At 68.5% G+C, this 12,490-nt stretch carries 11 protein-coding genes; 3 read left to right on the plus strand and 8 right to left on the minus strand.

All coding sequences use genetic code 11. The features are described from left to right. Positions 1-48 precede the first annotated feature (48 nt). The 8 genes from ACFYML_RS20330 to ACFYML_RS20365 all read right to left on the minus strand — a co-directional run bounded on the left by ACFYML_RS20330 (position 49) and on the right by ACFYML_RS20365 (position 8,752). Positions 49-906: a hypothetical protein gene (locus ACFYML_RS20330; RefSeq protein ID WP_387422101.1), complete on the minus strand. Its 858-nt coding sequence runs from the start codon at positions 904-906 to the stop codon at positions 49-51. 349 nt (positions 907-1,255) lie between these two features. Continuing rightward, a complete protein-coding gene (locus ACFYML_RS20335; protein ID WP_387422102.1) occupies positions 1,256-2,134 on the minus strand; it encodes an alpha/beta fold hydrolase in 879 nt (292 codons plus the stop codon). Positions 2,135-2,225: 91 nt separating this feature from the next. Then, a complete protein-coding gene (locus ACFYML_RS20340; RefSeq protein ID WP_387422103.1) occupies positions 2,226-2,816 on the minus strand; it encodes a DinB family protein in 591 nt (196 codons plus the stop codon). Positions 2,817-2,924: 108 nt separating this feature from the next. Then, positions 2,925-3,914, minus strand: a complete 990-nt coding sequence (locus ACFYML_RS20345; protein WP_387422104.1) for a BtrH N-terminal domain-containing protein — start codon at positions 3,912-3,914, stop codon at positions 2,925-2,927. Positions 3,915-3,930: 16 nt separating this feature from the next. After that, the gene (locus tag ACFYML_RS20350) at positions 3,931-4,755 is read right to left on the minus strand and encodes a MerR family transcriptional regulator (protein ID WP_387422105.1); all 825 of its coding nucleotides are present in this window, start codon (positions 4,753-4,755) and stop codon (positions 3,931-3,933) included. A 25-nt stretch (positions 4,756-4,780) separates the two neighbouring features. After that, complete coding sequence (locus ACFYML_RS20355) at positions 4,781-6,754, minus strand: zinc ribbon domain-containing protein (RefSeq protein WP_387422106.1); 1,974 nt, start codon at positions 6,752-6,754, stop codon at positions 4,781-4,783. A 388-nt stretch (positions 6,755-7,142) separates the two neighbouring features. Beyond that, complete coding sequence (gene pepE, locus ACFYML_RS20360) at positions 7,143-7,883, minus strand: dipeptidase PepE (RefSeq protein WP_387422107.1); 741 nt, start codon at positions 7,881-7,883, stop codon at positions 7,143-7,145. A 44-nt stretch (positions 7,884-7,927) separates the two neighbouring features. After that, on the minus strand, positions 7,928-8,752 hold the full coding sequence (locus ACFYML_RS20365) for an IclR family transcriptional regulator (RefSeq protein ID WP_073838485.1): 825 nt from the start codon (positions 8,750-8,752) through the stop codon (positions 7,928-7,930). A gap of 163 nt (positions 8,753-8,915) precedes the next feature. On the opposite strand from ACFYML_RS20365, the gene ACFYML_RS20370 reads away from it, so the two are divergent. From ACFYML_RS20370 to ACFYML_RS20380, 3 genes are all read left to right on the plus strand, one after another. Continuing rightward, entirely contained in the window at positions 8,916-9,923 is a 1,008-nt protein-coding gene (locus ACFYML_RS20370) for an ABC transporter permease (RefSeq protein ID WP_387422108.1), read from the plus strand. Beyond that, positions 9,916-10,824 carry an ABC transporter permease gene (locus ACFYML_RS20375; protein ID WP_387422109.1) on the plus strand — a complete coding sequence of 303 codons (909 nt, stop codon included), beginning with the start codon at positions 9,916-9,918 and terminating at the stop codon, positions 10,822-10,824. The genes ACFYML_RS20370 and ACFYML_RS20375 overlap by 8 nt, the downstream gene beginning before the upstream one ends. Positions 10,825-10,907: 83 nt before the next feature. After that, positions 10,908-12,485, plus strand: coding sequence for an ABC transporter substrate-binding protein (locus ACFYML_RS20380; RefSeq protein WP_387422110.1), 1,578 nt, complete (start codon positions 10,908-10,910; stop codon positions 12,483-12,485). The last annotated feature ends 5 nt before the right edge of the window (positions 12,486-12,490 follow it).

Below are 12,490 nucleotides of genomic sequence, written 5' to 3' on the forward strand. Positions count from 1 at the left end.
TGGCGTCGGCCGGCTCGTGAGCGGGTGCCGCGGAGGCCGGCCATCCACTCAGCGACCGGGGCTAGGTCGCCGGTCGGCCTTCGGTCGAACTGCCGATGTGCGGACGGGTCGGCTGGGGCCGAATCGTGCTTCCTCGGGTTCGCTGGGCGGTCGGCGGGGTGTTGGGCTCGTCGTGGCCAGGGCCGCGATGGATGCCGTCATGTCCTTGACAAAGGCATCTCTGGTCGGAGCAGCAACGCGGTCCAGAGAGAGGTAGGGGTTGAGGTCCTCAAGTTCGACGAGTAGGAGTTCGCCGGTTCGGGTGCGACAGGCGTCGACGCGCTGAATGCCGTGGCTGATGTCGTTCCAGTCGATGAACCGCTGAGCGAACGCCAAATCGGCATCGGTCGGTTCGTAGGGCTCGAGCAGCCACCGTTGGTCGGCATGAGGCGCGTACAACGCGTATTGGAAGGTGCGGTCGACGAAGTAGAAGGAGACTTCGTACTCGAAATCGACACGTGGCTGGACCAGCAGGTTGTCGTAGGTCAGGTCCTGCAGCTGCTCGCGCTGAACGAACTGCAGACCAACGGAATCAGCGCCGAACTTTGGCTTGGCCACGTACTGGCTGGCCGGTGGCAGGCGTTCGATGTCCGGCAACCGGTCGACCGTGGGGATGACGGGGTAGCCCGCTCCGTACAGATCCAGCAGGTACTGCTTGCCGGCCATGTCGGCCTTGCCGGTCAACTCGGTAAAGACTCGCACACCCGTCTGCCGGGCACGAGCGCGGAACTCGTCGTGATGATCCTGGTAGTACAGGACGGGGCCGCTGTTGCGAACCACGACCACATCAAAGGAGTCCATCAACTCAACTGCATCGATCGGATGGCACAGGGCGATGTCGAAGTGCTCCCGCAGTTGGGTGGACAAGAAGATGTCCTCATCGCAGTAGCGACGCCCGCGCGCCTCGTATGCCAGATCGGTGACGTAAAGGACGCGGGTTCTACGGGGCGGCACGGCGGTTCTCCTGTTGGTCGGGCGTGAGTGCAGTCTCGCCGGATCCGGCGCGAAGGAGTCTAGGCCTGCGGACTCGGCCTGCCGCACGCTCGCGGCATACATCCAGCCGCGAACCGCTCGTCACCAACGGTGACGGCGCCCACTTGCCCAACATTCGGAACTGCCGATGACGGTGCGTTCGATCTTGGCATGGGAGCTACCGCTGGCCGGCGTACGCGGTCGATCTCTCCGACCTGGTCTGGTGCTGCCGGCGAGGCTGGCTTCAGTTAGCGTTGTCGAGCACGAACGCCCGCATGAGCTTGGCGCACTCGGCCGCGTGCGTCTCCAACAAGAAGTGCCCGCCGTCGTAGATGTGCGCGTCCATGCGCTCGAGGGCGCGGTGGTAGGCGAGGACCTCGTCAACGTCGAAGTACGCGTCGCGCCGTCCCCACAGCACGAGCGCCGGCGGCTGGTGAGCCCGGTGGTACTCGGCGATCTCATCGAAGCGGGCGACGTGGCTGGCGTAGTCGCTGAAGAGCGCGAACTGCGCGTCGATGTTGCCGGGTCGGCTCATGCGCTCCCAGTCGAGGTGCCACGACTCGGGGGGGTGCAGCGTGCGCAGGTACTCGGGCAGCCCGGCGAGGTACTGGTCGCGGGTGCCAGCGAAGTTCAACCAGTCCGGCAGCTCGGCGCGCTTGTCGTCGGTCGGGTCGGCCCAGTACGCCTTGGCGCTGTCCCACTGCTCGCCGAGGCCGTCCTCGTGCGCGTTGCCGCTCTGGACGATGAGGCCGCGGATGCGATTCGGGGCGCGGGTGGCCAGGTGGTACCCCACCGGTGCGCCGAAGTCGTGCAGGTAGACGAAGAAGCGCTCGACCCCGAGCTGGTCGAGTAGGTTCTCGATCGCCCGTGAGAGGTTCTCGAAGGTGTAGTCGTACTTGTCGACGGTTGGCGACGAGGACATGCCGAAGCCGGGAAGATCAGGCGCGACCACGTACGCGACCTCGGCCAGTGTGGGCATGACCTCCCGAAAGGTGTGCGACGAGCTCGGGAACCCGTGCAGCAGCAGTACGTTCGGCCGGCCGGGGCGCCCGGCCTCGCGGAAAAACACCTCCAGACCGTTGACGTCGGCCTGTCGATGGCGGACCTTCTGGATCGCCTGCATTGCGTCCTCCTCCTACGTCCGTTCCCGAGGTCCCCGCGCAACCACCCTCAAGCTGACCGAACTGGGGCGTGGCAGGGATTCGACCGGGCGGCTATCCGAAGCGGTCAGCCAGCCTCGTCAGCTTGGTGACGTACGCCGGCCAGTCATAGTCGTGAGGGATGTTGGTGTTCTCCCGCCGCAGGCCGATCGCCGTGTCGTGCTGCTCGCGCATGATGTCGGCGTGACCGGCGTGACGAGCCAGGTCGCAGGTCACGTGGACGATGATCCTTTGCAGCGTCACGGCCTGTCTACCTGGCCGCCACCACGGCACCTGCCCCGGCGCGTCGAGCGGTAGCTGTTCGATCGTCTGGTCCGCGAACACCCCGACACGGCGGTACAGGTCGATCAGCCCATCCTTCGTCTCGTCCTCCCGCGCGTACCAGTCTGCCTGCGGGTCCTCCTCGAACGCCTCCATGGCGACCAGTTTCTCCGGCGTCGGGAATTCGCGCCCGAAGGTAGGCCCGAAGTAGCCGGCTTCGACGTTGAGGCAATGCTTGAGGACTCCCAGCAGGTTGTTGCCGGTCGCGGTGCGGGGCAGTCTGGCTTCACGTTCGCTCAGCCCGTCGAGCTTCCAGATCAGGTCTTCGCGAGCCGCCTGAAGGTAGTGGTGCAGCGCAGCCTTCGCATCGTTCAACTCAGCCATGCCCGCCAGTCTTCCTTATGCGCCGAGCCATCGTGCGAGGTGTCGCTTTCAAGATCAGCGCCCGGCTGGGGGCGGTCGGCATCCTCGTCTGCGGCAGACCGAGCCGTATCAGTCGATGCCGATCGCGGTCAGGACCAGCATGGCGTGGTGTTCCCTGTCCGCGAGTTCGGTGAGGATTGCCGAGGCGCGGGTCAGGTGGTCTGGGCCGGCGGTTGCTCCGGCGGCCGCGATGTGGTGGGAGACCTCGGTCCATAACGGGGCGATCTCGGCGTACAGCTGGTGACCGAGGCGGAGGTTGTCGTCGTCGACGATCGTGGCGCATTCGGCGAGGAAGTCGCGGTACATGTTGCGAAACAGGGCGCCGCCGGTCCCGCCGCGTTCCATCAGCGCCGCGGCCAGCGGAAGGTCGCGGGACGGGTCGCTTGAGCGGTCGAGCCACCGCGCCACCTGTCGGGCTGCCTTGGCGATGCCGCGGTGACCGAGGTTGGCGATGGGTGGGTTGAGAAAGGCGTGTGCGTTGTTGCGGATGGCCGCCCGGATGGCGTCGCCCAGATCGGGCTGGCCGGTGGGGTTGGCGATGGTGTAGGAGAGGTTGCGGGCGGTCATCGGCCCGCGTTCGTCGCGGGCCCGTTGCAGGCTCGTCAGCGTGGTCGTCACGGTGCCGCCCTGCTGGGCGGTGTCGATGAGGTAGGCGTGGGTGTCGTCGTAGCCGTACATCGCGGCGAAGTGGCCGCCGAAGTGGACTTTCGTGGTGAAGTAGTCCAGGTGGTAGCAGTCCAGTCGCAGGCCGACCGGGCGTCCGGCGGTGAGGGCGGCGGCGACGTTCTGCCAGGCCTTTCGAGGCGAGGCGGTCTCCTGGATGTGCAGCGTCAGGCCCAGCCGGTCGGCCACGGTCCGGGTGATCGCGGTCGGCTTGGTGCGGCCGCCGAGGAATGGAAAGTCCATGTCCTTGGCGTCCCAGTAGACGAAGCCCAGACCCTCGCCGAGGCCGAACAGCATGGGCTCGGACAGGTCGAGGCCCTGGTGGCGCAGCAGGGCGCCGAGCGTGGTGGTCTCGCAGTGCTGACCGGCGGGGAACGCCACATTATCGATGATCATTCGGTGTCCTGATCTGCTAGTCGGGCGGGCCGGACGGGGGTCGGACCGGCCAGGCGATCTCCGTGCGGAGCGCCGCCGTGGGTACGCCGGGCGCGGGCGGGACGAGGTAGCGCTCCTCTGCCGGGCCCGCCAGCCCCCGGTCCTGCTCGGCGATCCAGCGCCCCAGGGACCGGTAGGCGGTCTCAAGGTCGTCGTAGCCACCCTCGTGGACGGCCGCGGCGAGCAGGCAGCCCGCCAGTTCCCCGGCCGCGATCGTCGCGGTCGGCCGGGGTGGGTGCCCCACCGGCACGAACACCTCCACCTCCAACTCCGCCGCGTCGAGGTCGTCGCTGAGGTAGCGGGTCCCGGCCGGACCCGCCGGGGCGATCCCCTGCGCGGCGAGGCCGGCGAACAGCCGCGCGAACCCGGGCGCCAGCGCCTCGGCCAGCCCGCTCAGCGGGGTACGCACCAGCACGCGGGCGGTGGGCTGGGCGGGGCGCCACCGTTCGTACACGTGCAGCCAGCCCGGCACGCGCCCCGGCTCGGCCAGCGCGGCCCCCAACTGCCAGGCGATTTCATCCAGCCGGGCCGCCCGCGCGGCCACGCGTTCCCGGTGCCGCTCGATAACGGCGCGTGCCTGCTCCGGGGTGTCGGCCGCCAGGATCACGGCGATCTCGGGCAACGGCACCTCCAGCTCTCGTAGCCGTCGGATCAGCCCCGCCCGGGGGAACTGGTCGACCCTGTACCGGCGGTAGCCGGTAGCCGGATCGACCCATGCCGGGACGAGCAGACCCAGCCGGTCGTAGTTGCGCAGCGCTCGAACGGACAACCGGGTCGCTCGCGCGAACACTCCGATCGGCATCCAGCGCCTCCAACAGCGTCCCTGATCAGCTTAGCGATCCTGAGCCGGATGGGGTTTCCGGGATCGTCTCCCACCGTGGCGGGGTCGCATGGACGTGGAGATGGAATCCCGCGCCCAGTGCGGCTCCTCGCGGCCGGTGGCCGGCGGTGGTGGGTGTGCTGATCGTGTTCACGCTCTGGTGCCGCTGGGCCGCGCGGGGCAGCTTCCGGTCCTTTGGTGCGTGTCCCTCCGGACGCTTGCCCGCTCGGCTGTGGGGTCGGGTGGGGGAGGGTGCCCTGCGTCGCCTGGGCGCGGGGCGTGGTGGCTTGTGCCGGGTGGGGCCGGTCTTCGACCGGTCGCTGCGGCTGCCTGTGGTGGTGGGGGTGACGACGGCGCTGGCTTCGAGTGTGTCCATCACCGAGCGGATCACCATCTGCCCGCTGGTCTTGTCGATGACGGTCTTGCCCTGGTGGGTGAGGCCGCGGGCGGCGATGCGCCGCCAGGCGCCGTGGTCGCGGTCGCCCTGCCAGCCGCAGCTGGTGTTGGGGCAGATGGCCCACTTCCATCCCGGTGTGGTGGGCCGGTCGGGGGCTTTACGGTGCTGTAGCGGGGTCAAACATTGGGGGCAGTGCTTGGACGTGTTGCGGGCGGGGACGGTGACCACGGCGATACCGTGCTCGGCGGCGAGGTGCCGCATCCGGTCGACGATCTTCCCGCGGACCTGCTGGGACAGCCGCGTGTTCAGGCTGTGCCCCATGCCCCGCGCTTCCATCGACCGCAGGTCTTCCAGGTAGATGACGGTCGCCCGGGCGGCGATCGCTTGGTCGACGGTCCAGCGGGCGGCGGCCCAGGCGAGCGCGTCGTTCAAGTTTTGGCGGCGGGAGGACACGTGGCGGATCTCGCCGGACAGCACCTCGTGTTTCGCTCTCAACTGCTCGTCGGGGCGGCCGCCGAGCAGCCGCGCGTACTGGTCGGCCTTCCCATGCAGCCGCTCTGACAAGCGCCGGAGCCGGTGCTGCTTGGTCAAGACCCCAGCGGCGCGGAACTGTCCACCAGCCCCCAATGCCGTGATCCGCCCGGTGTCGTGCAGTCGTAGGGCACCAGCGCTGAGGAGGGTGTTGAGGCCCCAGTCCACACCGACCGCCACGGTGTGACCGGTAGCCCGGGCTTTCGGCACCGGGTGCGTGTATGCCATGTCGGCGCGGACCGTGCCGTCGGTGAGGCGGAGGGTCGGCAGGTGCAGCACCGCCGAGGCGGGAACCGTGGACGGCAGGCTGATCCGACACTCGACCCACGTCCAGTCCCGATACGTCTGCGGATCCGGTCGTAAAGGCAACTGCAGCCGCAGCAGCGCCCTGCCCGGGTCGGTGTCGCAGCGCTCGATGGTGGCCTGCTGCCGGTCACACGCGGCCAGCAGCAGCATCCGCCCGATCCGCGGGACGCCTTCCAACTCGAACACGTCCACCGGCAGCCGACCAGTGGCCTTGACGAACGTGGCGGCCTGCCGGGTCCGGCCCTTGATAACGCTGGACGGCAAATACTCGCCGCCGGGGATCGAGGCCCGAACCTGATCCCACTCGGCCGGGGTGCGCTTGCGCGGATCGGCCGGCCACGTCGACAGGACCCCGGCGGTCACATCGGCACGCCACGCCGCCGAACGAAGCGCACGTCCCGCCTGCTCCTGGACCATCCGCACGACCCGGTCATTGACCCTCACACCCACCGGCGGGGCGACCGTCCACCCCAGACGTCGCAGCGCCATCCACACATTCGACGGCAACCGCCGCCCACCCGCATCCACCCCGCCAGCCAGGACCTCCACATCCACGCTGTTCCAATGCTCGCCGATCAGCGCGGCCACCATGCCCGCCACCAGATCGGCACACCAACCGACCCGCTGCGCCAGCACCGCCCGAGACAGCACCTCACCGGTTGCCTCATCCAGCCCCGCGCGCAGCACAGCACGGGCACACGCGGTCCGGGCCATCTCACCCTCGGCCAGTCGCAGCTTCCCGCTCACCGACTCAACGCCTCAACACCGATCCACAAAAACCGGCCCTCACCGACGACCCACGCCACCGGAACCCTCCCCGAGCCAACCCAAACGTGATGCGCCACAGGGTGAACACCGACACGCTTCCCGGCCTTAAAGAGCCGAAAACATTCCACACAGGCCAATCTATGATCACTGATCATCGATAATCAAATCGGTTAGCCTCGACTCTCTCCCTGCGAGAGGGTCAACCCCGGCGCGGCCCTGCCGCGCACCTGGAGGAAATCATCGTGGAACAGGTGCGGTCGTCCGCAGGTCCCACCCGCTTGCGGACTATTGCTTCCGCCGCGTGATCAGAGACGCAGGTCCGTCTGTCATGATCGAGGACATGGCTGACCTCGTCGACTGATTGGCCTCAACGGTGGATGTCGAACGCACCCACCCTCTCGACGAGCCAGGTCACGTCGGCGCCGCTCGGAACCTCGACCGGCTCGGATCCTCGGCGGAAGACTCGCGCGCCCGCGGCCACGCCATCGAGCCGCATGGCACCGTCGCTCACCCGCAGCCAGGTGCCCTCGCGCATGGCGAGCACCGGGACGTCGTTCTCCTCGAGGAACTGGGTGAGTCGCTCCTCCCGGGTCTCGCCCTGGTGCGTCGAGGCCGGATCCGGGTCGAGGTAGTGGGGGTTGATCTGGAAGGGCACGAGGCCGAAGGTCTGGAACGACGGCGGCTGGACGATGGGCATGTCGTTCGTCGTGCGCAGGCTCGGCGTCGCGGCGTTGGTGCCGGCACTCGACCCGAGGTAGGGCATCCCCTCGGCGACCCGGGCGCGCACGACGTCGATCAGGCCGAGCTCGTGGATCGCCTTGACGAGGCGGAAGGTGTTGCCGCCGCCGACGAAGACGGCCTCGGCACCGGCGACCAGGTCGCGCGGCGTGCCCTCGTGTGCTCCGCGGACGGTGATGCCCAGCGGCTCCATGGCACCCCGGACCGTCTTGGTGTAGGCGTCGTGGTCCGCCAGCGCGAACGGGACGAACACGATGGAGCGCAGGCCGTCGAGTGTCTCGAGGATCGCCTCGCGCGCGTGCTCGAGGTAGGCCCGCCCGGGGGCCGTCGAGTTGGACAGGAGCAGGAGGTTCTGGGGGCCCTGGGGCATTGGTGTCTCCTCGCGGTGGTCGGCCTGGCTCAACGGCGCGGCGCTCAGTGGGCTCGGGTCGGCTTGGTCTGCCGGGCTACGGCGGCCGAGTTCGCCCGGTTGTCGAGTAGGGCGGACAGTTGCTCCGCCGCCGCCTGCAGTGCAGGCAGGTGGTCTCGGATGTCGTCGGAACGCGCCGGATACTTGCTCTCGCCGAGACTGAGCGAGCCGACGGGCCGCCCTCTGAGCATGATGGGAACGGCGAGCGCCCGGGTGGCGTAGTCGTATTCGCCCTCGGAGTAGGCGTACCCCTGCGCGACGGCCTCGACGAAGAGGCGTTCGAGCTCATGCTCGTCGACCCTGGTCAGCTCGGTGAATGTCGCGAAGACCCGCCCCGAGATGAGGGCCCGCCGCTCGTTGCCGTCAAGGAAGGCGAAGTAGCCGCGGGAGGTGGCTCCCGCGTTGGCCGGGTACAGCTCGCCGACGAGCGGATGACTGCGCAGCGGTCCGCCGCCGTCGACGGCCGCGACGCACCGGACGTGGAGCCCGTCCGGGACGGCGAAGAGGGCCGTGCGATCGGTCTGGAAGGCGAGCGGCTCCAGCACCCGGTGCGCCAGGGCGGCCAGGCCTCCCGTGCGTTCCCAGACGGCGGCCATCCGCCACATCGTCGGGCCGAGGCTGTAGCGGCGGGACACCGGATCGGCGCTGAGGAAGCCGCGGGCGGCGAGCGCGGCGAGGATGCGCTGCGCGGTCGACTTGTCGATGGCGAAGGCCTCGGCAAGCTCCATGACGCCCCAGTCGCGGCGCCGCTCGGTGAACGACAGCAGGACCTCCAGGGCGCGGTCCACGGTCTGGAGCGGCGAGCGGGGGCGAGCGCCCGTGTCTGACATGGGTCCTCCGGGATGGGCGGGACGGGTGAGAACCTACCGCACCCGGAGCCGATCAGGGACGCCCTCTCAAATACAGAGAAAGTATTGCTCAGGGGTGACGGGCGAGCGAATCCTGGGCGCCGAGACCAGGTCAGACCCAACGAAGCGCAGATTGGAGGTGGCTGTGAACCACGTGGTGCGACGAGTCCTCGCGATGATCCCGGCACTCTTCGGCGTCGTGCTCTGCATCTTCCTGCTCACCCGCGTCCTGCCCGGCGACCCGGCCCGGACTCTCGCTGGGGAGCAGGCTGACCCGGCGACCGTCGACAAGATCCGTGCCGAGATGGGCCTCGACCAGCCGCTGGTCGCTCAGTTCGTCTCCTACGTGCGCGGCCTCTTCGCTGGAGACTTCGGATTCGCGTGGCACACCGGCCAGCCCGTCCTCGCGGACTTCACCTCCCGGCTGCCGGCGACGGTCGAACTCGCCATCGTGGCGATCCTCATCTCGCTGCTGCTGGGGGTCCCCATCGGTGTCATCAGCGCGACGCGTCGCGACCGGCCGATCGACCACGCCAGCCGCATCTTCTCGCTGATCGGGGCGTCGATGCCGCTCTTCTGGCTCGCCCTCATCGTGATCTTCGTCTTCTACAACAAGCTCGGGTGGGAGCCGGCCCCGCTGGGCCGTATCGCCCAGGACGTGAACCCACCGACGTCGATCACGGGTCTCTACGTCCTCGACTCGCTCCTGACCGGTGACCTGGTCGCGCTGAAGTCGTCGCTGGCCCACATAATCTGGCCGGCCCTGTGCCTCGCCACCGGGAGCACGGCGATCATCGCCCGGATGACCCGGTCCGAGATGCTCGAGGTGATCAATCAGGACTACGTGCGCACCGCTCGCTCCAAGGGCCTGCCGCCGGCCAAGGTCATCCTCAAGCACGCGCTGAAGAACGCCGCCCCCGTCGTCGTGACCGTCGTCGGGCTCCAGTTCGGCCAACTCCTCGGTGGCGCGGTCATCACCGAGACCGTCTTCAGCTGGCCGGGCGTCGGCTTCTATGTCGTCCAGTCCGTGCTCGCCACCGACTATGCGCCGGTCCAGGCCTTCACGCTGCTCGCCGCGGCCATCTACCTGACGGTCAACCTCTGCGTCGATCTGTTCAACGCCCGCCTGGACCCGAGGATCGAGAATGCCTGACACCACCGTCTCCGCCTCTGCGCGTGGCGTCCGGGCCGCGTCGTCCGACCGGGCGCGGTCGAGGCCCACGACGGCCTGGCGCCTGCTGGTCCGCAACCGCCTGGCGATGGTCGGCCTCGTCTTCATCGCGATCTGGACCATCGGCGCTCTCGTGGCCGGCCTGCTGCCGTACTCGCCCACCGCGACCGGCGCCGGAGGGCTCCTCGAGCCGCCCTCCGCCGCACACCTGTTCGGCACGGACAACTTCGGCCGCGACATCCTCGCCCGGGTGCTGGCCGGCGGGCGGATCTCTCTCTGGACCGGGCTCATCGCCGTCGGGATCTCGCTGCTCATCGGTGTCCCGATCGGCGCCATCTCCGGCTTCCTCGGTGGCGTGGTGGGTGCGGTGCTCATGCGGGTGATGGATGTGCTGCTCGCCTTCCCGTCGCTCGTGCTGGCCATGGCGATCGCCGCCGCCCTCGGCCCGGGCCTGGCCAGCGCGATGATCGCCGTGGGCGTCGTCGGCATCCCCGAGTTCGCCCGCATCGTCTACAGCCAGACCCGCTCGCTCCGGGAGCGTGACTTCGTCGAGGCGGGGCGCGCCATCGGCCTGCGTGATCGGACGATCCTCACCCGTCACATCGTCCCGAACACCGTTGCCCCGATCCTCGTCCGGGTGACTCTCGGCATGGGCTACGCGATCCTCACGGCCGCCTCGCTCAGCTTCATCGGCCTCGGCGCGCAGCCGCCGACGGCGGAGTGGGGCGTCATGATCTCGGACGGCCGTGGCTACATCATCAGCGGCGAGTGGTGGATGACCGTCTTCCCCGGCATCGCCATCGCCACCTCGATTCTCGGCTTCAACCTCGTCGGCGACGGCCTACGCGACGTCCTCGACCCGCGCCTGCAGACGAGCCGATGACCCGGTTCGTATCCGCCACGGGCGCCAGCCCATCCACTCCCTTCCATCGCATCTTCCCCCACCCGTACATGAAGGAGAACAGCGTGAAGCGCAGCGCCACCCTGGCCGCCGCGGTCGCCGTCATGTTCGCCGCAGCCGGCTGTGGAGCCAACGCCAACCAGGGCGGCTCCTCGCGTGCCGGTGCGGCTGCCAAGGACACCCTCGTCGCCGCCTACTCCGAGGGCGGCAAGACCCTCAACCCGGCCGAGGCCAACGACGTCACCTCCGACACGTTCGTCGTGGCGGCCTACGACCAACTCGTCACGTACGACCGCACGACGACGAACGGCAAGCCGACCGCCAAGACGGACAAGATCGTGCCGATGCTGGCGGAGTCGTGGAAGGTGAGCGACGACTCGAAGAGCTACACCTTCACGCTGCGCCAGGGCGTGAAGTTCGAGGACGGCTCGGCCCTCGACTCCGACGACGTCGTCAAGTCGTTCGACTTCATCAAGAAGTCCAAGTCGGCGAGCTTCCTCTACGGCATGGCCGGCATCGGCACGGTGACGGCGACCGACCCGCGCACCGTGCAGATCGACCTCACCGCGCCGAACCACCTCTTCCTCCAGATCCTGCCGATGTACTCGTTCTCGATCATCAACATCGACAAGGTCAACGCCGAGGGTGGCGCCGCCTGGCTCGACACCCACACCGCGGGCTCCGGCCCTTACCGGGTGACGAAGTGGGACCCGGCGACCGAGGCCGTGCTCGAGCGCAACGACACGTACTGGGGCGAGAAGCCGGCCCTGCGCAAGGTCAACACGAAGTTCATCGGCGAGGCGAGCAACCGCGTCCAGCTCCTCACCAAGGGCGAGGTCGACCTCGCGCTCGAGGTGCCGGCGAAGGACGTCGACACCCTGTCGAAGCAGTCCGGCGTCGCCATCGACTCCCGCGCCAGCAACAAGATCCTCTTCTTCGGGATGAACAACGCCATCAAGCCGTTCGACAACCCGAAGGTCCGCCAGGCCGTGTCGTACGCGATCCCGTACGACAAGCTCATCGGCGACGTCATGAAGGGCCAGGCGTCGTCGATGCGCTCGTCCGTGGCCAGCTCGACCCCGGGCTTCTCCGACGCCGGCTACGTCTACTCGCACAACCTCGACAAGGCCAAGGCGCTCCTCGCGGAGGCCGGCTACCCCAACGGCTTCAGCTTCGACTTCACCCTCGGCAGCGGCTTCGACGACTGGTCGGACGACGCCGTGCTCATCCAGGCCGAGCTGGCGAAGATCGGCGTGACGATGAACATCCACAAGATGGCGCGTCCGCAGTTCCTCGAGGCGCTCGCGACGAAGAAGGTGCAGAGCTACATCAGCCGCTGGACCTCGTTCGTCAACGACCCGGGCTATCACCTCGGCCTCCTGTTGACCAGCGACGGCACGAGCAACTACGTCAACTTCAACAACCCTGAGGTCGACAAGCTCTGGAAGCAGGCCTCGACCGAGCCGGACCAGGACGTCCGCAACGATCTGTACGGCAAGGCGCAGGAGATCATCAACACCCAGGCGCCGTGGGCCTACCTGTACGAGTACAACATCGTCGTCGCGGAGCGCGCGGGCGTGCAGGGGTACACGTCGTACCCCGACGGGATCATCCGCTTCTTCCAGTTGAGCAACAAGGGCTGACGCCG

It is taken from the genome of Micromonospora sp. NPDC007230, assembly GCF_042869115.1.
Lineage (GTDB): Bacteria > Actinomycetota > Actinomycetes > Mycobacteriales > Micromonosporaceae > Micromonospora.